Annotated in this window: 15 protein-coding genes; 7 read left to right on the plus strand and 8 right to left on the minus strand. The window is 52.0% G+C overall.

Annotated features, from left to right (window positions below):
* Window positions 1–48 precede the first annotated feature (48 nt).
* The 6 genes from ACXAGQ_RS05305 to ACXAGQ_RS05330 all read right to left on the minus strand — a co-directional run bounded on the left by ACXAGQ_RS05305 (window position 49) and on the right by ACXAGQ_RS05330 (window position 6,230).
* The gene (locus ACXAGQ_RS05305) at window positions 49–1,083 is read right to left on the minus strand and encodes an ABC transporter ATP-binding protein (protein WP_475252331.1); all 1,035 of its coding nucleotides are present in this window, start codon (window positions 1,081–1,083) and stop codon (window positions 49–51) included.
* On the minus strand, window positions 1,083–2,711 hold the full coding sequence (locus tag ACXAGQ_RS05310) for an ABC transporter permease (protein ID WP_475252333.1): 1,629 nt from the start codon (window positions 2,709–2,711) through the stop codon (window positions 1,083–1,085). The genes ACXAGQ_RS05305 and ACXAGQ_RS05310 overlap by 1 nt, the downstream gene beginning before the upstream one ends.
* A 181-nt stretch (window positions 2,712–2,892) precedes the next feature.
* Complete coding sequence (locus ACXAGQ_RS05315) at window positions 2,893–3,906, minus strand: Fe(3+) ABC transporter substrate-binding protein (RefSeq protein ID WP_475252335.1); 1,014 nt, start codon at window positions 3,904–3,906, stop codon at window positions 2,893–2,895.
* Between the two features lie 168 nt (window positions 3,907–4,074).
* The gene (locus tag ACXAGQ_RS05320; RefSeq protein ID WP_475252337.1) at window positions 4,075–5,304 is read right to left on the minus strand and encodes an ammonium transporter; all 1,230 of its coding nucleotides are present in this window, start codon (window positions 5,302–5,304) and stop codon (window positions 4,075–4,077) included.
* A gap of 25 nt (window positions 5,305–5,329) precedes the next feature.
* Complete coding sequence (locus tag ACXAGQ_RS05325) at window positions 5,330–5,668, minus strand: P-II family nitrogen regulator (protein ID WP_107301151.1); 339 nt, start codon at window positions 5,666–5,668, stop codon at window positions 5,330–5,332.
* A 193-nt stretch (window positions 5,669–5,861) separates the two neighbouring features.
* Complete coding sequence (locus ACXAGQ_RS05330) at window positions 5,862–6,230, minus strand: YacL family protein (RefSeq protein WP_475252339.1); 369 nt, start codon at window positions 6,228–6,230, stop codon at window positions 5,862–5,864.
* A 114-nt stretch (window positions 6,231–6,344) separates the two neighbouring features.
* On the opposite strand from ACXAGQ_RS05330, the gene ACXAGQ_RS05335 reads away from it, so the two are divergent.
* The 5 genes from ACXAGQ_RS05335 (at window position 6,345) to ACXAGQ_RS05355 (ending at window position 12,368) form a co-directional block, all read left to right on the plus strand.
* The gene (locus ACXAGQ_RS05335) at window positions 6,345–7,481 is read left to right on the plus strand and encodes a sugar diacid recognition domain-containing protein (RefSeq protein ID WP_475252341.1); all 1,137 of its coding nucleotides are present in this window, start codon (window positions 6,345–6,347) and stop codon (window positions 7,479–7,481) included.
* Between the two features lie 158 nt (window positions 7,482–7,639).
* Window positions 7,640–8,905: a GntP family permease gene (locus tag ACXAGQ_RS05340; protein WP_475252343.1), complete on the plus strand. Its 1,266-nt coding sequence runs from the start codon at window positions 7,640–7,642 to the stop codon at window positions 8,903–8,905.
* 12 nt (window positions 8,906–8,917) lie between these two features.
* Window positions 8,918–10,054, plus strand: coding sequence for a glycerate kinase (locus ACXAGQ_RS05345; protein ID WP_475252345.1), 1,137 nt, complete (start codon window positions 8,918–8,920; stop codon window positions 10,052–10,054).
* Between the two features lie 286 nt (window positions 10,055–10,340).
* Window positions 10,341–10,802, plus strand: coding sequence for a DoxX family protein (locus ACXAGQ_RS05350; RefSeq protein WP_475252347.1), 462 nt, complete (start codon window positions 10,341–10,343; stop codon window positions 10,800–10,802).
* A 129-nt stretch (window positions 10,803–10,931) separates the two neighbouring features.
* Window positions 10,932–12,368 carry an IS1182 family transposase gene (locus ACXAGQ_RS05355; protein ID WP_475251115.1) on the plus strand — a complete coding sequence of 479 codons (1,437 nt, stop codon included), beginning with the start codon at window positions 10,932–10,934 and terminating at the stop codon, window positions 12,366–12,368.
* Between the two features lie 121 nt (window positions 12,369–12,489).
* Here ACXAGQ_RS05355 and acnB read toward each other — a convergent pair whose 3' ends face one another.
* Both acnB and ACXAGQ_RS05365 read right to left on the minus strand, forming a co-directional pair.
* Window positions 12,490–15,087: a bifunctional aconitate hydratase 2/2-methylisocitrate dehydratase gene (acnB, locus tag ACXAGQ_RS05360; RefSeq protein ID WP_475252349.1), complete on the minus strand. Its 2,598-nt coding sequence runs from the start codon at window positions 15,085–15,087 to the stop codon at window positions 12,490–12,492.
* 274 nt (window positions 15,088–15,361) lie between these two features.
* Window positions 15,362–17,608, minus strand: coding sequence for a patatin-like phospholipase family protein (locus tag ACXAGQ_RS05365; RefSeq protein WP_475252351.1), 2,247 nt, complete (start codon window positions 17,606–17,608; stop codon window positions 15,362–15,364).
* A gap of 132 nt (window positions 17,609–17,740) precedes the next feature.
* Here ACXAGQ_RS05365 and ACXAGQ_RS05370 point away from each other — a divergent pair, with 132 nt between their 5' ends.
* Together ACXAGQ_RS05370 and ACXAGQ_RS05375 are read left to right on the plus strand one after the other, a co-directional pair.
* Window positions 17,741–19,657: a methyl-accepting chemotaxis protein gene (locus ACXAGQ_RS05370; RefSeq protein ID WP_475252353.1), complete on the plus strand. Its 1,917-nt coding sequence runs from the start codon at window positions 17,741–17,743 to the stop codon at window positions 19,655–19,657.
* 296 nt (window positions 19,658–19,953) lie between these two features.
* Window positions 19,954–22,020 carry an LruC domain-containing protein gene (locus ACXAGQ_RS05375; protein WP_475252355.1) on the plus strand — a complete coding sequence of 689 codons (2,067 nt, stop codon included), beginning with the start codon at window positions 19,954–19,956 and terminating at the stop codon, window positions 22,018–22,020.
* The last annotated feature ends 43 nt before the right edge of the window (window positions 22,021–22,063 follow it).

A 22,063-nucleotide genomic window follows, 5' to 3' on the forward strand; every position in this document is an offset into this window, starting at 1 on the left:
TCATCATGACCGGCCTTGTTTTTCTCTTCTATATACTGTCTAGAGCAGTTAGCTTGCTGCGGCAAACACCACCGGCTCATGCGGCTCCAGGGTCACCGCGACACGCTCGCCGATCTGCAGGATAAGGTGTGAATTCACAATCAGGCTATGGCCCTGGAACTCCACCGTATAGCGGCAAATATCACCCATAAACAGCTGCTCGGTGATCACCCCTGCACCATCATCGGCCGGTTGTACCTTAAGGTTCTGCGGGCGAAGCAGCCACTCGGCATCACCGTTGCTCGCCGGTACGCTATTGACGTTAATCGCCCCGAACGGCGTAGACAAGGTTTGGCTATCCGCCAAGGTCACCGGCAAGTATGAGCCGGTGCCAAGGAACTCGGCAACGAACCGGCTGCTCGGACGGTAATAGAGCTCTGTCGCGCTGCCGAATTGCTCGATAACCCCGTTGTTCATTACCGCCATGCGATCGGCAAAGGCAAAGGCTTCCTCGCGGCTATGCGTCACGAAAATTGCCGTCACACCTTGCGCCTTGAAGATTCGGCGGATCTCTTTGATCAAGCCATGGCGAACTTGGGTATCGATGTTGGAAAACGGCTCATCAAGCAAGATCAAATCCGGCTCGCAAGCCAATGCCCGGGCAATCGCCACGCGCTGCTGCTGGCCTCCCGAAAGCTGGTGCGGGTAACGGTCATCAAGGCCGGTCAAGCGCACCAGCTCGAGCATCTGTTGGATTTTGGCTGTGACACGGTCTTTGCCCCAGCCACGCAGGCCAAAGGCAATATTTTCGGCAACCGTCAAATGCGGGAACAACGCATAATCCTGGAAGATCATCCCGATATTACGTTTCTCAGGCGGCAGCCAAGTATGCTCATCCGCAATCGTACGGCCATTGATATGGATAATCCCGCTTTCCAGCGGCAGCAAGCCCGCAATAGCTTTGAGCAGGGTTGTCTTGCCACAGCCGCTGGCACCGAGCAGACAGACAATTTCATTGTCTTTCACTGGCAGTGACAGGTTTTCCAAAACTGCCTGGCCGTTATACTTGCAGGTCAGGTTACTTACAGATAATGCATGAGTCATTAGTGTTTCTGCTCCAAAGAACGGTTAACCATCACCAGAGGGATCAGGCCAACAATGACCAGTAGGATCGCCGGCAAGGCAGCCAGCTCAAGCTGCTCGTCAGAAGCGAAATTATAGACATAGGTTGCCAATGTCTCGAAGTTGAACGGGCGAAGTAGCAAGGCGGCATTGAGCTCTTTCATCGACTCAATAAACACCAGCAGACCGGCAATCAGGCAACCACGACGGATCAAAGGAAGATGGACGCGGCGCAGCATCGCCATCGACGCATAGCCCATGGTTTTAGATGCCATATCAAGTGACGGCGGGATCTTGGCAAGGCTGCTTTCGATACTCCCCACCGCTACCGCGGCAAAACGCACCACGAAGGCAAAAACAATGGCAAACATGGTGCCGGAGAAAATCAGCCCCGGCCTACCCAGCCCATTGGCAATAGTGAAATCGTTAAGCAGGTGGTCGGCACTGGTCAACGGGATCATCACACCGATTGCCAGCACGGTACCCGGCACCGCATAGCCCAGTGACGAAATGCGAGTCGGTACCACGGTAATACTGCGGCCGTCCAGGCGGCGGTAGAAATTCACAATCAACGCCAGGGCAACCGCCAGCACAGCGGCAATCAGCGAGACTTTCAAGCTGTTGATACTGTACTGCTGGAACTGGCTGGTCCAGCTGTCACCGAAGTAATGCCAGGCATAGTAGCAAAGCTGCATCAGCGGCATCAGGAAGGCAAAACCAATCAGCCCCCAACACCAACCTAAGGCTAGCCACTTCTTCCAGCCACTGAGCGTATAGCGAACATCATCGCCATGCTCGAACTCCTGCTGGAACATCTTCTGCTTGCGGCGGCTGAAACGCTCGGCGCTGATCAGCACGAAAATCACCAGCAACATAATAGCCGAAATCTTGGCGGCAGCATTGAGGTTGGAATAACCGAGCCAGGTATCGTAAACCGCCGTGGTCAGGGTGTTCACCGCAAAATAGCTAACGGTACCGAAATCTCCCAGGGTTTCCATCGCCACCAGCGACATCCCCACCGCAATAGACGGGCGGGCCAGAGGCAGAGAAATACGGCGGAAGCTATCTAGCGGGCTGCATTTAAGCAAACGAGCCGATTGCAACAGGCTGGTGCTTTGCTCCATAAACGCCGCACGGGCCAGCAGGTAAATATAGGGATATAGCACCAATGCCAGTACTAGGCAGGCCCCGCCCAACGAGCGGATATTCGGGAACCAGTAGTCATGGATGGTCTGCCAGCCAAAAATGTCACGCAGCAAGATTTGCACCGGGCCGGCATAGTCGAACCAGTCGGTATAGATATAGCCGATGATATAGCCGGGCATGGCCAGAGGCAGCACCAGCGCCCACTGCAACACCCGCTCACCGGGAATGCGGCACATTGCCATGATCCATGCGGCGGGCAAGCCGAACAACAGGGCCAAAATCAGGGTACCTGCCACCAGCCAAAACGTATTGGCGGCATAGGTCGACATCACAGTTCCCATCAAGTGGGAGAAGACGTCATCGGTTTCACCGAGGGCGGTGTAAAAAATGGCCAGAATAGGCAAAACCAGCAGTAGGGAAAAGCCCCAGCCGCTGGTTCGCCAGAAGAGATATTTTTCTTTCATTGCTAACTACTTAGTACCTTTTGCAATCAAGATGTGGCACTGGTGCACGTCTTCTGCAGCTGATTCCCGGCTTAGGGGAAAAACCTTGCTACAGGAGGGGGAGAAACTACCACAACTTATTGGAAAAAGTACTTAGCCTTGAGCAAGAAATGGGGCATTACGCCCCATTTTTTGTAACCAATTACAGATCAAACTTCACTTCGTCTAGAAGTTTGATAGCTGTGCTGTGGTACTGAGCAACTTTGTCCAGAGAAACGTCGTCTGCTTTGAAGTCGCCCCAAGAAGCCACTAGCTCAGAACGCTTAACGCCTTCTTTCACTGGGTATTCGTAGTTCACTTCCGCGTACATCTGCTGCGCTTTGTCGCCAGTCAGGAATTCCATCAGCTTCAGGGCATTTTCCTGGTTAGGCGCGTATTTCGCCATTGCCATACCACTTACGTTGACGTGGGTACCGTTGTTTTCCTGGCCAGGGAAGTTGATGTATACCGCTTCAGCCCAAGACTTCTGCTTGTCATCGTTAACCATTTTGCCTAGGTAGTAACTGTTACCGACAGCCAGGTCACACAGGCCTTCTTTCACGGCTTTAACCTGCGCACGGTCGTTACCCTGCGGCTTGCGAGCCAGGTTAGCCTTGTAACCTTCTAGCCACTCTTTGGTTTCTGCTTCACCGTAGTGAGCAATCATCGAAGAGACTAGAGAAATGTTGTATGGGTGCTTGCCAGAACGAGTACAGATTTTGCCTTTCCACTCAGGCTTAGCCAGATCAGCGTAATCGAAATCAGCTGGTAGACGGCCTACACGGTCACGTGAAGAGTAAACGTTACGTGTACGTAGCGTCAGCGCGAACCACTCGTCTTCGTTATCGCGGAACTGTGCCGGTACGTTGGCGTCAATCACTTTGCTGTCAACGGCTTGTACAAGCTCTTTATCAGAAAGCTCAACCAAACGGCTGATATCGGTAGTCAGAACCACATCTGCTGGGCTGTACTGGCCTTCTTGTTGCAGCTTTTCTGCCAAACCTTCTTTAGCAAACTTCACGTTTACCTTAATACCGGTTTCAGCGGTGAACTCTTTGAACATAGGCTCAACCAAGAACGGTTGGCGGTAAGAGTAAACATTAACTTCTTCAGCCGCGATTGCCGCCTGAGGAGCCGCCAAGCCTAATAGAATTGCCGATGCCAACAGCTTTTTCATTGTGATCCTTCCCTTAAAGTAAACGCAAAATGTAATGATAATACTTCTCAATAACGCATGATTATAATGTAGCTTATCTTTAAAGCAATGGCTTGTAACATTCACAAACAAAAAAACGCTGCCAACTGACAGCGTTTTTTCAAAAGTTGTGAACTAAATATATGTTACTTATTTCACGCTAACAAATTCTGGGTAAGCATCGATACCACAATCGTGAAGATCCATACCTGCCAACTCTTCTTCTTCGGTCACTCGGATACCGACGGTGTACTTCAACACAGCCCATACCGCCAAGCTTGCTCCGAATACCCAGCCGAAGATAACCGCGGCACCTAGTAGCTGCGCACCGAAGGTGGCATCGCCGTTGCTGAATGGCACAACCATCAGGCCGAAGAAACCACACACGCCGTGTACCGAGATAGCACCTACAGGATCATCAATCTTGATTTTGTCGAAGCCGATGATGCTGAACACTACTAGCGCACCAGCTACCACACCGATAATCACAGAAGCAATTGGTGATGGAGACAGTGGGTCTGCCGTAATAGCAACCAGACCAGCCAGCGCACCGTTGAGGATCATGGTCAAGTCAGCCTTGCCCCAAGTCGTCTTACATACAGCCAGTGCAGCAATCGCACCGGCTGCGGCAGCCGCATTGGTGTTCAGGAAGATTTGGCCAACCGCTGTTGCGTTTTCGAAGTCAGAAACCATCAGCTGTGAGCCGCCGTTGAAACCGAACCAGCCCAGCCAAAGGATAAAGGTACCCAGCGTTGCCAACGGCATGTTAGAGCCTGGAATTGGGTGAACCGCACCGTTCTTACCGTATTTGCCCTTACGCGCACCCAGTAGCATCACGCCAGCCAGCGCAGCTGCAGCACCTGCCATGTGAACGATACCCGAGCCTGCGAAGTCGCTGAATCCCGCTTCAGACAGGAAGCCGCCGCCCCACGTCCAGTAACCTTCCAGCGGGTAGATGAAGCCAGTCAAAATGACAGAGAAAATGAGGAATGACCACAGCTTCATACGCTCGGCAACCGCACCCGATACAACAGACATTGCTGTTGCTACGAATACCACCTGGAAGAAGAAGTCAGATTCCAATGAGTGATCCGCGCCTTCCGCCTGGGTACCAATCAAGGCACCAATCGATGGTAGCCATCCGCCTTCGCCGTTATCGACATACATAATGTTGTAGCCGACAATCAAGTACATTGTACAAGCGATGGCATACAAGCAGAAGTTCTTGGTCAGAATCTCAGTGGTGTTCTTAGAGCGCACCAAGCCTGCTTCCAGCATGGCAAAACCAGCGGCCATCCACATGACCAGTGCACCAGAAATCAAAAAGTAAAAAGTGTCGAGTGCGTAACGCAGCTCACTTACAGTTGTTGCTAGTTCCATAATCTTCGTCCCCTACGTTTAATTCTTATAACGCTTCTAAATCCGTTTCACCGGTACGAATTCGTACTGCATGGTCTAGGTCGTAAACAAAAATCTTGCCGTCGCCAATCTTGCCGGTCTGAGCCGCTTTTGAAATGGCCTCGATAATGGCCTCTAGGTTTTCAGCCTGAGTAGCGATTTCCAGCTTCACTTTCGGCAGAAAATCCACTTGGTATTCCGCGCCACGGTAAAGCTCGGTATGGCCTTTCTGGCGACCGAAGCCTTTTACCTCTGAAACCGTCATCCCCTCAACACCAACATCTGCTAGCGCTTCACGTACATCGTCCAATTTGAATGGTTTGATTATTGCGTTGATCAATTTCATTGCCTGCTCCTCGAAAACAGAATTCCTTCTCAATCACAGTTCAATAACAAACAAGCAACGTGCCAACTTTTTTAACTCTTTCTTTTCAGCAACTTAAATAAAAACGTGATATGGATACAAAAAAGGCCGCACCTAAATAGTGCAGCCTCTTCACCGAAATGAAGCATTCAGGCCCTTAACTGGGCGTACCAGATCAAAAACGGGTAACGAAAGCGCGCCAAGCCGTCAAAACCTGTGCAAAGTCCTCGAAGCCACACACAGCCACGGCTTCTTCATCATAGAAGTCCATATTATCTTCCAGTTCGGTATCATCCTCTGAAAACATATAGTTAGCTTGAATAATGGCTTCATTGTCCTGCAAAATAAGGGTCAGTTCGTCACCGATAACCCGCCACTCCTGGGTACTGTTTTTCAATGCACCAAGCTGGGACATCACAGTATCCATCTTGTCGAAGTCCTTGCCGATCTCTTCCACCAGCCAGCGGCCGAGGGCTTCGTGCCCCATCGAAAAAACTGCATGATAGCTACCGTCCAAGGTATTTTTCTTAAATTCGTAATCCATAGCTATCCTCTGTGATGTCAGTGATCTTAAATGCAATGATGGTAAACTTGATTGAGCGGGACAGTGATCCCGTCCTTCGCGCAAGAGCGCACATTTTCAGGATCTGACACAGAAATGCAACTCAATGCGACCATTGCCCGCCAAATCGTCGAACGGGCGATGAAAATCATCCAGCACTCGGTCAATGTAATGGACGAATATGGCCGGATCATTGGTTCCGGTGATCCCAGCCGCCTCAACCAGCGCCATGAAGGGGCTGTCTTGGCGATCACCGAAAACCGGGTGGTCGAAATTGATCCCGGCACCGCACTGCAACTCAAGGGCGTCAAACCCGGTATTAACCTACCCATTGTCTTCCGCGACCAAATTATAGGTGTGGTGGGGATCTCCGGCACGCCAGATCAGGTGCGTAACTACGGCGAACTGGTCAAGATGACCGCCGAGCTGATCGTCGAGCAGGAAGCGCTGATGTCGCAGGTGCAATGGAACAAGCGCCACCGTGAAGAGCTGGTCCTGCAACTGATCAAAGATACCGAGCTCAATGATGATCAGCTGATCTCCATTGCCCAGAAGCTCGATCTGGATCTGGCCCAGCCGCGTATTGCTACCTTAGTCAAGGTGATCCCTGCCGCCGGCGAGTCGCTCTCGCTCGAGCACCTGCAGAAGATGGTGCACCTGCTCGAATACCCCGAACGCGATAACTTGGTCGGGATCCACTCGGTCTCGCTCAATGAAATTGTGGTACTGAAACCTATTACCCTAGAAGATTCAGGCTGGTCACGGACCATAGAGCAAAAACGGATCAACAAGCTGATGCGCCGGGTCGCCAAAGAGAGCCATTTCTCGATCCAAATCGCCCTCGGTGATTACTTTCCCGGCCTGCAAGGGCTGTCTCGTTCATTCCAGACAGCACAAGCCACCCTCAATGCCGGTAGCCGCGATGAAGCTGTCTTGTTCTACCAAGATCACCTGCTACCTGTGTTGCTCAGTGGCTTGAAAAATGATCCCTGGCGCTATGAACAACTGATGCAGCCACTGGAGTCACTCAAGGCCAATGACCCCAAAGGCACCTTACTAAGGACCCTCGAGGTATTTTTTGCTCAGAATTGTGATTTAGCTCAAACGTGCGAAATGCTCCATATTCACCGCAATACCCTGCGTTACAGACTCGATCGTATCGAGCAGGAAACACAGCTAAGTTTCAATAACTTATCCGATAAGACCCGGTTATACCTCGCCCTCTCCTGCTAGTTAAAAAAACCACCAAATTGTGCACACGCACAAAAATACAATGCTGAGGTGATGATTTTTCGTCACCTCGCCTAAAGCCAAAAGCCTCTCGCCCGAGTACATTCCACCGCAGTTAGGAATTTTTGCTTTTCTTTTTTAATTTTGACGTGGAATAGAACATGGTAGAAGTATCAACACTGGGCGCGTTAGCCGCGCTGGTAGTGGCCATTAGCCTGATCCTGAAAAAAGTCCCACCTGCCTACGGTATGATCATCGGTGCTCTAATCGGTGGTATCGTCGGTGGCGTATCGCTGACCGATACCGTAAACCTGATGATCGGCGGTGCCCAGGGCATTGTCACTGCGGTATTGCGTATTCTTGCAGCCGGTGTGCTTGCCGGTGTATTGATTGAATCCGGTGCCGCGACCTCTATCGCTGAAACCATAGTCAAAAAAGTCGGTGAAACCCGTGCCCTGCTGGCACTGGCTGTTGCGACCATGATCCTGACCGCTGTCGGTGTCTTCGTTGACGTAGCGGTCATTACCGTTGCCCCGATTGCACTGGCGATTGCCCGCCGTGCCGACCTGTCAAAAATGGCTATCCTGCTGGCCATGGTTGGCGGCGGTAAAGCCGGTAACATCATGTCACCTAACCCGAACGCCATCGCCGCAGCTGACGCCTTCAATGTGCCGCTAACCTCTGTCATGGCTGCCGGTGTCATCCCTGGCCTATGCGGTATGGCTTTCGCCTACTTCATCGCGAAAAAGCTTGTAAACCGTGGCAGCAAGGTTGCCGAGCACGAAGTGGTAGAAATCGACCACAGCCGCCTACCTACCTTCGGCGCAGCCATTGTTGCCCCACTGATTGCTATTGCCCTGCTGGCGCTACGTCCTATTGCCGATATCAATGTTGACCCACTGATCGCCCTTCCTTTGGGTGGCCTAGTCGGTGCCGTTGTCATGGGCCGCTTCCGCGATACCAACCACTTTGCCGTATCTGGCCTGACTCGTATGGCACCTGTCGCCGTTATGTTGCTGGGTACCGGTACTCTTGCGGGCATTATTGCCAACTCTGGCCTGAAAGATGGCCTGATTGATTTGCTAACCGCTTCTGGCCTGCCATCGTACCTGCTGGCTCCTATCTCAGGTTCGATGATGGCACTGGCTACCGCTTCAACCACAGCCGGTACAGCCGTTGCTTCTAGCGTATTTAGCCACACCATCCTTGAGCTTGGCGTCCCTGCGCTAGCCGGTGCGGCGATGATCCACGCTGGTGCTACTGTACTGGACCACATGCCTCACGGCAGCTTCTTCCACGCCACGGGTGGCGCTGTACATATGGATATTAAAGAGCGTCTCAAGCTGATCCCTTATGAGTCAGCAGTCGGCCTAATGATTGCCGTCGTCTCAACCCTTATTTTCGGTGTATTTGGTTTCTTCGTTTAAGGATTTATAGTCATGAAAATTGTTATTGCCCCAGATTCATACAAAGAAAGTTTGACTGCTATGGAAGTAGCAACGGCTATCGAAGCGGGTTTCCGCCAAGTTCTTCCTGAAGCCGAATACCACAAGTTGCCAATGGCTGACGGCGGTGAAGGTACCGTGCAGTCTTTGGTCGATGCCACCAGCGGCTCGATTGTCGAACAGTCTGTTACCGGCCCTCTGGGCGAGCAAGTAGACGGCTTCTACGGTGTCATGGGTGATGGCCGTACTGCGATTATCGAAATGGCAGCGGCTTCTGGCCTGCACCTGGTAACACCTGAGCAGCGTAACCCGCTAAAAACCACTACGTTCGGTACCGGTGAGCTCATCAAAGCCGCTCTGGACAACGGTGTCGAGCACATCATCGTCGGTATCGGCGGCAGCGCCACCAATGACGGTGGTATCGGTATGGCCCAGGCTCTGGGTATCCGCCTGCTTGACGAAAACGGCGAAGAAATTGGTTTCGGCGGTGCCGAACTAGCCCGTATCGCAACCATCGATAAAACCAACCTAGACCCACGCCTTGCGACTGTGAAGCTGGAAGTCGCCTGCGACGTCGACAATCCGCTATGCGGCCCGAAAGGCGCATCGCATATCTTCGGCCCACAAAAAGGCGCGACACCAGAAATGGTCGAGCAGCTTGATACCAACCTGGCACACTATGCAGGCATCATCAAAGCCCAACTGGGCCGTGATGTGAAAGACATGGCGGGTGCGGGTGCTGCCGGTGGCTTGGGTGCTGCCCTGCTTGGTCTACTGGATGCCAGCCTGCGCCCGGGTATCGACATCGTCATGGATGCCGTGAACCTACTGGACGTCTGCGCGGATGCGGATCTGGTCATCACTGGCGAAGGCCGTATCGACAGCCAAACTATTCATGGCAAAACCCCAATCGGTGTTGCCCGTACAGCCAAGCGCTTCCATATCCCAGTCGTTGGTATTGCTGGCTGTCTGGCTGCTGACTGTGACGCGGTTTACGACCACGGTATTGACGCGGTGTTCAGCGTCACCCCTCGCGCCATGGAGCTTCAAACGGCAATGGATGAAGCCGCCTTCAACGTCGAGATGACGGCACGTAACGTGGCAGCCATGCTGACTGTCGGCAAACGCTAAGCAGCAGAATTCATCTCTCGCTACTCAGAAAGTTGTAGGGATATAATTTCAAAACTTACCCACCATGGAAGGTGGGTCTGAGCTACATGGACGTATTTATGCGTTTTTGAAATTATCGCCCTGCAACTCATCATCTTCTTAATGCTACATCCCCCACAAAACGACCACGCAAAAACTGTGTTAGCTTCCTCACAGAACCACATTTTGATCGGCGTCATTCAGATTAAAGTCATCTCCCCCGTAGTCTAATAGAGCAAGCTACTCTTTCTCTCTAAAGGATCCTGTCATGGACAAACTACTTGCTCTCTTATCCGGCCGCAACGGATCTCACCGCATCGAAGATCTGCTATTGCTGTTGCTCCGTTTGGCCATCGGCGGTGCGATGCTGACCCACGGTATCGGCAAGATCATGAACTTCAGTGAGCTAGCACCGACTTTTATCGACCCATTTGGTATCGGCTCTACCCCAAGTCTGGTATTGGCTATGCTGGCCGAAGTACTAGGCTCTATCGCCCTGATGCTGGGTGTACTGACCCGAGTCAGCGCACTGGTACTGCTGTTTACTATGGGAACGGCAACTTACGCGGTGGGAATGCTGAAAGGTTGGGCGGGCGCAGAACTGGCTTTCATCTACTCGCTGGTTTACCTCACCCTGATGGTACAGGGCGGCGGCCGTATCGGCCTCGAGCATTTCTGGCTTGGCAAGCGCCGCAAAGCCAAGGCTTTGGCGAAAGAAAAAAGCGCTTAAGCCACTAAGATTTCAAATGCTCCATAAACAAAAACGCCTCCAACTGGAGGCGTCAGACTGATGACAAAGGTCTGGCTTTTAAGCTAGGCCTTTGATCTAATAGAGATATCGAAATATGGATATCTCGACATGTTAAAAGAACCCTCACCCCAACAGTACGAACTCGAAATGGTCACAATGGAACAGCTGGTTCCGAAGCATCATCTCGTACGTAAAATCGACCAAGTTATAGATTTCGAATTTATTAGAGACGAAGTCGCTCACCTATATTGCCAAGACAATGGCCGGCCTCCTGTTGACCCCGTCCGCTTGTTTAAAATCATCCTGCTGGGCTACATCTTTGGCATCAAGAGCGAGCGTCAGCTAGTCAAAGAAATCGAGGTCAATGTGGCCTATCGGTGGTTCCTTCGCATGTCACTGACAGAGAAAGTTATCCATGCCTCGACGCTCAGCCAAAACCGCATCCGCCGCTTCAACGGGACGGATATTTTTGAACGCATCTTTACCAATATCGTACTCCAGGCCATGGATAAAGGGCTCGTCGCCGGGAATGAATTATTCACCGACAGCACCCACCTCAAAGCCAATGCTAACAAGAAGAAATTTACCAATGAACAGCAAGCTGTCCGCACCAGTGCCTACCTTGAGATGCTCAACGAAGATGTGGCCAAGGAGCGGGAAGCCGAAGGGAAAAAACCTTTAGCTGAGCGAAAATCAGAGCCTAAGCTCAAAAATACCAAAGTGAGCACGACTGATTCTGAAAGCGGCTTTATGACGCGGGATAACAAGCCGCAAGGGTTCTTTTACCTTGACCACCGCACCGTCGATGGCATGCATGGGATTATCGTCGATACCTATGCGACCGCAGGTAACGTCAATGACTCCCAGCCTTATATCAATCGGCTAGACTACACGCTCAACCAGTTCAACCTGAATCCTATAGCCGTAGGCCTTGATGCTGGATACTTCACGGCTCCTGTTGCTGAGAGCCTTGAACGAAGAGAAATCCTTGGCCTCTTTGGTTACCGTAGGCCGCCTCGCACCCAGAATGCTATCAAGAAGAAGCACTTTATCTATAACAAAGAAACAGACACTTACCTGTGCCCAAATGGCCAGGAACTTATCTATAAAACCACGTCAAGAGAAGGCTACAGAGAATACCACTCGGCCCCCAAGGAGTGTGAGCTCTGCTCGATGAGAAATGACTGCACCCAAAGCAAAACAATGAAGAAGGTGATAACCCGGCATATCTACGCGGAGGCTGTGGAACGAGCAAACAAAATACGGCTGACACCTTATGGTAAAAGGACCTATCGGCGAAGGGGAGAAACGGTAGAAAGAAGCTTCGCAGATGCGAAACAGCATCATGGTCACCGATATGCACGGTTCCGGGGGTTGAACAAGGTGCAGATGCAATGTTGGTTGGCCGCTGCTGCTCAAAATATCAAGAAGATGGCCTTGGTGCTGGGCTGCTTACAGAAAATAGGCCTTATAAACGCTCTAATTAGGTTAATACGAGTCAATATCAGGCGAGAAGAGCAAAGGAGCCTCCAACCGAGCTGGTAGGTAAAAAAATCGCGATCGCGGCCTACGGCCGCTCTCTAAAAAGAACCCCACTTAAAAAGTGGGGTTCGTCAGCAATCTGACGCCTCCAACTGGAGGCGTTTTTATTAGTAGCAACTTAACCTTAAGCCGGTTGCTGGATGATCACATCATCGGCTTTCTTGGTGTACTGATCCATACGGTGGAAGTTCAGGTAGCGGTAAGTATCCGCTGCCGTTGCATCGATCTGCTTGGCGTACTCCAGATACTCTTCCTTGGTTGGGATACGGCCAAGAATCGCACCGACCGCAGCCAACTCAGCCGAGGACAGGTACACATTGGCACCGGTACCCAGACGGTTCGGGAAGTTACGGGTAGAGGTCGACATCACCGTTGCCTTATCGGCAACACGGGCCTGGTTACCCATACACAGTGAACATCCCGGCGTTTCGATACGTACCCCAGCACGGCCGAAGATACCGTAGTAACCTTCCTCGGTAAGCTGGTCTTTATCCATCTTAGTCGGTGGAGCAACCCACAAACGGGTATCTAACTGGCCACCAAACTTCTCAAGCAGTTTACCTGCCGCACGGAAGTGACCGATGTTGGTCATACACGAACCGATGAACACTTCATCAATAGAGGTGCCCTGTACCTCAGACAGCAGGCGCGCATCATCCGGGTCGTTCGGAGCACACAGGATAGGCTCATTGATTTCAGCCAAGTCGATTTCGATAACATGCGCGTATTCCGCATCGTTATCGGCTTCCATCAGCTCAGGATTTGCCAGCCACTCTTCCATTGCGGTGATACGACGCTCGATAGTACGGCGGTCGCCATAACCTTCGGCAATCATCCACTTGAGCATCACGATGTTCGAGTTCAGGTACTCGGCAATCGACTCTTGCGACAGTTTCACCGTACAGCCAGCAGCACTGCGCTCGGCAGAAGCATCAGATAGCTCGAAAGCCTGCTCTACAGTAAGATGCTCAACACCTTCAATTTCCAATACGCGACCAGAGAACTCATTGATCTTACCGGCTTTCTCAACCGTCAACAGACCTTGCTGGATTGCGTAGTAAGGAATGGCATGAACCAGATCACGCAGAGTAATACCTTCTTGCATCTCGCCCTTGAAGCGAACCAGAATTGATTCAGGCATATCCAATGGCATCACACCGGTTGCCGCTGCAAACGCGACCAAACCAGAACCTGCCGGGAATGAAATACCCAATGGGAAACGGGTGTGCGAGTCACCGCCGGTACCAACTGTATCAGGCAGTAGCATGCGGTTCAGCCACGAGTGGATAACACCATCACCCGGACGCAGCGACACACCGCCACGGTTCATGATGAAATCAGGTAGGGTATGGTGGGTGTTCACATCCACCGGCTTAGGGTATGCCGAGGTGTGACAGAACGACTGCATCGTCAGTTCAGCCGAGAAGCCCAAACAAGCCAAATCTTTCAGCTCATCACGAGTCATAGGGCCAGTGGTATCCTGCGAGCCAACCGTTGTCATCTTCGGCTCACAGTATGTGCCTGGGCGAACGCCTTCAACGCCACATGCTTTACCGACCATCTTCTGCGCTAGGGTGTAACCTTTGCCTGAATCTTCAACCGCAACCGGGCGGCGGAATACATCAGAAGAGGCTAGGCCCAGAGACTGGCGAGCACGATCAGTCAGGCCGCGGCCGATGATCAGAGGGATACGGCCACCGGCACGCACTTCGTCAATCAGTACATCGGTTTTCAGCTCGAAGGTCGAGACGACATCGTCGCTGCCGTGAAGGCGAACTTCGCCTTTGTACGGGTAGACATCAATTACATCGCCCATGTTCAGTGCAGTCACATCGACTTCGATAGGCAGTGCACCGGCATCTTCCATGGTATTGAAGAAGATTGGCGCAATCTTACCGCCAAGCACGTAACCACCAGCACGCTTGTTAGGCACATTAGGGATATCATCGCCCATGAACCACAGTACCGAGTTGGTCGCCGACTTACGGGAAGAGCCGGTACCGACCACATCACCCACGTATACAAGCTGGTGGCCTTTTTCTTTCAGTGCTTCAATCTGCTTGATAGGGCCAATTGAACCTGGCTGCTCAGGCTCGATGCCTTCACGCTCATTCTTGAGCATCGCCAGGGCGTGCAGCGGGATATCAGGGCGTGACCATGCATCCGGTGCCGGAGACAGATCATCGGTATTGGTTTCGCCTGTTACCTTGAACACGGTCAGGGTGATCTTTTCAGCCAGCTCAGGCTTGGACAGGAACCACTCGGCATCAGCCCAAGACTGGATCACCTGCTTGGCAAAAGCATTGCCAGCCTTGGCTTTTTCTTCGACGTCATAAAAGGCATCGAACATCAGTAGAGTATGAGACAGCGCTTTAACCGCAATTGGAGCCAGGGCGTCATCGTCCAGCAATGAAATCAGCGGTTCGATGTTGTAACCACCTTGCATGGTACCCAATAGCTCGGCAGCTTTTTCCTTGCTGACGATTGGGGACTGCGCTTCGCCTGTCGTCAGTGCAGCAAGAAAGCCTGCCTTCACATAGGCAGCTTCATCCACACCAGGGGGAATACGATTTTCCAGGAGATCTAGCAGAAAGGCTTCTTCACCGGCTGGCGGGGTCTTCAGTAATTCAACCAGGGCGGCAACCTGCTCAGCATCGAGCGGCTTTGGAACAATTCCTTCTGCAGCACGTTCTTCGACGTGTTTACGGTAGGCTTCAAGCACGACATATTCCTCATTTTAGGTTTGGCCGCTATGGCCAAACATCCTTGGAAGTGATTGATCTGCCGTTAGCATGCTGGAAGGGCTTGTTATTCCTTCTGTCACATAAGAAATGTTACTATTTCAGCCAACGGAGACCAAAACCGTTCATCGAGCATACCAGATTTAACGTAATATTAAAATCCAGTCGTTTTTTACAACATTCACAAATTTTGAATAAATGTAAGCAACTGTTGAAGCCTCAGCTGGCGTTTCAGCTTTATTTCAGCCTGTTAGGTTACAGCGCCCCACCGAAGAAGACATAAAATGCATGGTTTGACTGCTCGGTCCGGCCATACGCCAAGATCAGCGGCCCGAGCGGCGTGGTGATCCCCGAATACAAGCTGCCTGCGGTATAGAGCGGGACATCCTTGAAACTCAAATCAGAGTCGTTATACACCCCGCCATATTCCAGCGAGCCGCCGAAGAACACCGAGGACTTGAACAAGCCGAAGTCCTGCTCCATCAGATTGTAGCGGTAAATCGCCGCAGTAAAGATCTTGTTATTGCCTGACAAACTGTTTTTCGGGATCCCGGATAGGTTGAGGAAACCGCCCAGCTCTTTGGGATCGAGCTGCAAGTCAAAATCGGATCGCACCCGGCCGTATTCGGCCTTGCCTAGGAAAGTATGGTCGCCATAGGTCACCGCCCCTTTCCAGTTCATATCAAAGTGAACCGAAAAGTCATTCACCTTTCCGGGTATCCCCTCGATGCTAGACACATCATCCGATGCTGCGATTTCCACTTCAAATAGGTTACCTTGGTAAGGCAACATAAAGTCATCCAAGGTATCTAGGCTATAGCGGAAATATCCCACCTGACTTTTGCGTTTCTCAACACCAATGTTCAACGCACCCTGAAACTCCCGCTCGCCACTGATATAGCGCAATCCCATCCGAAACTCATGCCATAGCTGTGGCTGCCAGCCAAATGACGAGTCAAAGGTGGTGTTGTTATAGGTAGCAGGAACGAAAAAATCGATGTCTTCCAGCGCAGGCTCGTCTTCAAACAAAGGAATATTCTTATCCGCACTTTCATATTCGGCAGTGACTAATGTGAACCAGTCCTGATCTTTGACAAAGGGGAGATATAACCCAGTAGCTATGCGCTTATCAGTTCCGTACTCCAGCTCAGTTCGCCATTCTGCGCCAGCCCGGCTCAGTCCAGTAACATTGAACGCAACACCAAAGGAGTAATCGGTACTGTTCTCGAAATCATCTTCGAGGGCAAAGCGGAAGTCGATGAAATTCGGCCCCCAGCTTTTCTCCCTGACATCGAGCAAAATGACATTTTCATCATCTATCTGCTCGATGCGGTAATCTACCCGCTCGAAACGATCAAGGGCATAGAGGCTACGCACCCCTTCATCCAGCTCTTCGGAGCTGATCACCTTGCCGGCTTCTAACTGCAACCGCTCGAGCAGCACATCATCGGCATAGCTGCTGTTATTCTTGAGGCGGATCTCGTCCACGACCAACTCATCGAGCGGTACAAGCAGACGTCGGCGTTGCTGCTTGTGGTCAATATAGTCTTGGAACAAACCACTGCCGCCAAGGTGGGCCAATTCATCGGCCATCGCCATCACTTCGACATAGCCACTTTCAAATGCCAACGGCATACGGGCAAAGTCCGCGGTCTTGATCCCGCGAATATTGGGCCGGATCAGAAAGTCGTCATTCGACAATAAAGCAATCTGGCGATCAGCGTTATCACGCACCATAAAGTCCGTCAGCTGATCCATTACGGCAAAGTAGTTATTTAGCTCGTCGCGCTGTTTAAATTCGTTGCTGATATCAACCGCAATGATGATATCCGCCCCCATATTGCGGACAACCTCGATCGGCAAGTTATCGGTGATCCCGCCATCAACTAACAATTTACCATTGAGCTCTTTGGGCGGCAGCAGGCCCGGGATAGACATACTTGCCTGCATCACCTCGGCCAGATCGCCCTTATCGAGTACCACCGGTTGCAAATTTTCGATATCTGTCGCTACCGCCCGGTATGGGATCACCATATTGTCAAAGCTATCAAATACCGGCAGGTTGCCCGAGGTTGTGCGCAAGATCTCCCCCATAGTCTGGCCCTGCACAATCCCCCTCGGCGCTTTCAGCTCCCAAAACCCAAAACCGAGCTCACTGTTGACCTGGAACCTGTCTTCCTGCTGTTTTTCCCTGACCCTGCGTTCGCTGCGCTTAACCCGGTCCTGGTAGCCCTGCTCCCAGTCAACGCTGGTCAGCAAAGCCTCGATTTCGTCTGCGCTCATCCCGGTCGCATACAAGCCGCCGACATAGGCTCCCATACTGGTACCGGCAATATAGTCAACTGGGATCTGCAAATCCTCCAGCGCCTTGAGCACCCCAATATGGGCCGCTCCCTTGGCACCGCCACCGCCCAGTACAACACCGATCTTCGGTCGCTCCTGAGCAAAAGCTGAAGAAGAAAAAAGTACACTGAACAAGCACAAAAATGTGATACTTAGCACTAAAGTTCTGCAAGCTTTGTGCAGATAACAAAACACACTGTGAGTTGCCGCAAATGGCTGTTCTTGGGTCATGGGCTACTTATTCCGTGAACGCACGCTACGTTCACATCTTCAGACAAAATTATAAAGACTATGAAGTTCAACCAATTCACAATCAAACAAAAGCTGATCCTGGCTATGGTACTCGCGGTTCTCGCCTCTACCCTCCTCGTTGGCATCATCAGCCAGAAACAAGCAAGGCAGGTGGTCGAGAACCGGCTGATGCAATCAGAGCTTCCTGCTACCCTGCTGCAAATTCGCAATAACATCGACAAGGAAGTATCGATGATGCTGGCGGCCGCCGAACAATTGGCAACCAACCGCTTTGTCACCGACCTCTACCATGATGGCAGAACACAAGCCGATGAAAGCAAATTAATTCAACGGTTGAATGATATCAAAAACCAGTACCAATTGTTCGATGCCTCAATTGCTGATCGTACCAGTGGTGATTACTGGAACCAAAATGGCTTCCTGCGCCGCTTAAATCCGCAACAGGACAGTTGGTTCTATGATTTCACCCAATCCGGACAGGCCCGCTCGCTCAGTGTATTCCGCGAAACGAACGGCGATGTGAAGCTGTTCGTCAACTACCAGCAGCTGCATGGCAAAGGGATGGCAGGGCTGTCAAAGTCCCTTGCCGAGATGGTTCGCTTTATCAACCAGTTCCAATTGGAGCAAACCGGCTTTGTCTTCCTTACCGATAGCGATGGCCTGGTTCAGATCCACCGTGACCGCAGTGTAATGGGCAACAAAAAGCTGGCCAACCTCTATGGGGCGCAAGCTGCATCGGCCCTGATGGCAAAGGATGATTTCAATATCACCCAGCAAACACTCGGTGGCAAAGATGTGCTGGTAGCCACCAGCTATATCCCATCCATGGACTGGTATGTTGTCGCCCAGCTGCCACTGGAAGAGGCCTTTGCCGAGCTCAACCAAGCCCGCCAGGAAATCATGATGTGGACAGCCGGGATCGCCGGGATCTTTGTCCTATTAGCAATTTGGCTTGGTACAAATATCACCCAGCCAATCTCGCGCCTGGCAGCGATGTTCAAAGATCTCGGTGAAGGCGAAGGCGACCTGCGCCACCGCATCGACGTCGAGGGCAAAGATGAAATTGCCCAGCTATCGGCGGGCTTCAACAGCTTTATTGGCAAGATCCACTACTCGGTCAAGGAAGTCGCCGAGACCGGCAACAGCCTGCGCGAAGCAGCGGAATCTGTTGCCCACCAGGCCGAAGTCACGCTCGATACCAGCCACAGCCAGCGAGATCGTACGATTCAGGTCGTGACGGCAATTAACGAGATGGGTGCCACGGTCAATGAAATCGCCAGCAATGCCGCACAGGCCGCTGACGCTGCGCAAAATGCCGAGAACGAGACCCAGAGCGGCCAGCAGGTCGTGACTCAGGCACGCGATACCATCAACCAGTTGTCCAACGACGTCTCCCAGGTCAGTGAAGTGATCGAGTCCCTGGCCAGCAACACCCAGGCGATCGGCAGCATCCTGGATGTGATCCGCGGGATTTCCGAGCAGACCAACCTGCTGGCGCTCAACGCCGCAATCGAGGCTGCCCGTGCCGGCGAGCAGGGCCGTGGCTTTGCCGTGGTGGCCGACGAAGTACGCAGCCTGGCCAGCCGCACGGCAGATTCGACCGATGAGATCCAGGCGATGATCAACCGCCTGCAGGAAGAAGCCAGCAATGCGGTCAATGCCATGGTGCAGAGCCGCCAGCTGACCTCCGACGGTGTCTCGGCCGCCGATGAAGCGTCAGGTGCCCTGCTGTCGATTTCTGATCGCATCACCCTGATCTCAGACATGAACACCCAGGTGGCAACGGCAACCGAAGAGCAGTCCACTGTGGTCAGCGATATCAACTGCAACATCGAAGATATCAACGAGACGACCCAGCGCACCGCCGATACCGCTTCGCAGCTGGCACAATCTAGCCAGGAGCTGCGCGACCTGTCCAAGCGCCTTGACGATATGGTCGGTACCTTCAAGCTTTAATTTACTCATTCCTTGCAAGTAAATGCCTTGTAAGTCATCGCTATAATTAGCATTTTTTTATCCGAAGGAGAGCAAGTCGCTCTCCTTTTTTTATGTAATTTTCCTCTCACTCCCCCTCCACTTTTTCGACACAATGCGTCGCAAACTAAAAATAACTTCGCCAAAAAATAAATTAAAAGTTGCAATTTTCTGTCTAAGCCAAACCAACAGCAAACATAATAACCTTTAAAAACAAGCGCTTGCGTTATTGGCACTAAATTTGATTCATATCCACCAGCCATAGGGGGATTTTTGTAATGGATAGAAAAATTTTACTTTCTGTAGTGCCTTTTTTGATGTTGAGCCACAACGCCAATAGCGCGGCCTTTGATACCTGCCCGTATACCGCATTCCTAATGCAGGATGAGCAGACCAATGTCTACGGTGTCAACCTGCTAACAGGTGCTTACCAGACCCTGCAAACGGATATTGGCCAGACAGGGAACCTCAATGCAGCCGGATATAACGAAACAGACAACTTCATCTATGCCTTCAATACCACCAACAAGAAAGTGGTCAGAGTCGGTAACGATTTCACGGCAACCACCCTGCCTGTCACCGGCTTGCCAGATTCGCCTTTCTATGTTGGTGACGTTGCCAATAACACCTACTACCTCTACCGATCGGGGCTATACACTGTTCCGCTCGACGAAAACGACCCGAATTACCTTAAAGGAAGCAAAATAGAAGGCAGTGACGGCAGCATGAAGCTAACCGACTTTGCCTTCCACCCAGAGGACGGCAACATCTACGCGGTCGATAACAAGCGTGGCTATTTCTATCGTATCAACCCAACCGATGGTAGCAAGACCATACTAGGCAATGCCGGCGTCACAGGAACATTCGGTGCAGCCTACTTCGAGGCCAGCGGTAAGTTCTATTTCAGCCGCAACCAAGACGGGATTATCTTCACCATCGACGTCTCGGATCCAAGCAACGTCAACCCAACAGCCACCCAATTTGCTGCGGGACCTAAATCGGGACTCAATGACGGTGTACGGTGTGCCTCTGCACCGGTTGAAATTGAGTCTATCGATTTGGGTGATGCGCCCGACAGTTACCAGACGTCTGTTGAAAACAATGGTGCCCGTCATGACCTAAACAACAGTAATCTATACCTTGGCGGCGTGGCCCCTGACAGTGAATCTGTCGTGGGTAACAGCGACGATGAGACCGGCACCGATGACGAGGACGGCGTTATCATCACTCCGCTGCAAAATGGGGAACAAGCAATGATAACGGTCACTGCCAACCAGGCCGGGGGGTTCCTCAATGCTTGGATTGACTGGAACAAAGACGGTGACTTCAACGACAGCAGCGAGCAAATCAGTACCGGCCAAGCCCTGTCAGCCGGTATGAACTCAATTGTAGTCAATGTGCCTGACTTCATTACTGCCGGTGAAACCTGGGCCCGGTTCCGCTTTAGCAGCGCCCAGAGCTTACCAGCCTTCGGCGGGGCCCCTGACGGCGAGGTGGAAGACTACCAGGTCACATTGGAGAATGATCAGCTCAATACATTCCGCTATGGGCCGTTCACTGCAGCCTTTGAAGACAGCTGGCCACGAGAAGGTGACTACGACCTCAATGATGTAGTGATGCGCTACCAAGTCGAAATCAAAACCGACCAGAACAGCGATACCCGCCAGATCAAGATCAACGGCACCCTGCAGGCACTTGGCGCCGACTACCACAATGGCTTTGGTATCCATCTGCCGCTGCTTGCCCGTAACTCGATTGATGAAGGCAATATCATGTTTACCCGCAACGGTAGCTTGGTCAGCGAGTCTCCTCTGGAAGCCGGGCAAGGCAATGCGGTACTGATCATCTCAGACGACCTCAATGCTGATGTTCAAACGGGCTGCCGATTCCACCGCACCCGTGAGAACTGCCAGGAAGTCGAGAAATTCAGCTTCTCGGTGACCATCCCGCTGGTTGCTGGCGTGAAATCCTGGACTTTGCCAGCCGCCCCGTTCGACCCCTTTATCTTCGCGGTGGATGGCTTGCACCATGGCGCTGATACCTCTATTGGCCGCGGATTGGAAATCCACCTTGACGACTACGAGCCAACCCAACTCGGTAACGCCAGCCTAGAGCTGATGGGCAATTACGATGACCGAAGCGACAGTGGCCTTGGCAGCCTATACCGCACTGAAAATGGATTGCCGTGGGGCTTTATCATCACCGAAAGCTGGTCCCATCCACTGGAGCAGGTCGATATGCTACTGGCTTACCCTCGCTTCTTTGATTACGCCACAACCGGCGCCCATGTCGACTGGTTTGCCAAGTCGAAGCGTATCAGCCAGCACCTGTACGGCCTGGAGTAACTCCGGCTGCAATGTTCAAGCTTTGGATTCAGGAATATAACAA

This window comes from Photobacterium sp. ABD4_091 (genome assembly GCF_056160145.1).

What these genes read in the sequence shown, in the direction of transcription:
- ACXAGQ_RS05375 (WP_475252355.1), top strand. Translation starts at nt 19,954, where the DNA reads ATGGATAGAAAAATTTTACTTTCTGTAGTGCCTTTTTTGATGTTGAGC.
- ACXAGQ_RS05350 (WP_475252347.1), top strand. Translation starts at nt 10,341, where the DNA reads ATGGACAAACTACTTGCTCTCTTATCCGGCCGCAACGGATCTCACCGC.
- ACXAGQ_RS05315 (WP_475252335.1), bottom strand. Translation starts at nt 3,906, where the DNA reads ATGAAAAAGCTGTTGGCATCGGCAATTCTATTAGGCTTGGCGGCTCCT.
- ACXAGQ_RS05330 (WP_475252339.1), bottom strand. Translation starts at nt 6,230, where the DNA reads ATGGATTACGAATTTAAGAAAAATACCTTGGACGGTAGCTATCATGCA.
- ACXAGQ_RS05345 (WP_475252345.1), top strand. Translation starts at nt 8,918, where the DNA reads ATGAAAATTGTTATTGCCCCAGATTCATACAAAGAAAGTTTGACTGCT.
- ACXAGQ_RS05355 (WP_475251115.1), top strand. Translation starts at nt 10,932, where the DNA reads ATGTTAAAAGAACCCTCACCCCAACAGTACGAACTCGAAATGGTCACA.
- ACXAGQ_RS05310 (WP_475252333.1), bottom strand. Translation starts at nt 2,711, where the DNA reads ATGAAAGAAAAATATCTCTTCTGGCGAACCAGCGGCTGGGGCTTTTCC.
- ACXAGQ_RS05325 (WP_107301151.1), bottom strand. Translation starts at nt 5,668, where the DNA reads ATGAAATTGATCAACGCAATAATCAAACCATTCAAATTGGACGATGTA.
- ACXAGQ_RS05320 (WP_475252337.1), bottom strand. Translation starts at nt 5,304, where the DNA reads ATGGAACTAGCAACAACTGTAAGTGAGCTGCGTTACGCACTCGACACT.
- ACXAGQ_RS05340 (WP_475252343.1), top strand. Translation starts at nt 7,640, where the DNA reads ATGGTAGAAGTATCAACACTGGGCGCGTTAGCCGCGCTGGTAGTGGCC.
- ACXAGQ_RS05305 (WP_475252331.1), bottom strand. Translation starts at nt 1,083, where the DNA reads ATGACTCATGCATTATCTGTAAGTAACCTGACCTGCAAGTATAACGGC.
- ACXAGQ_RS05335 (WP_475252341.1), top strand. Translation starts at nt 6,345, where the DNA reads ATGCAACTCAATGCGACCATTGCCCGCCAAATCGTCGAACGGGCGATG.
- ACXAGQ_RS05370 (WP_475252353.1), top strand. Translation starts at nt 17,741, where the DNA reads ATGAAGTTCAACCAATTCACAATCAAACAAAAGCTGATCCTGGCTATG.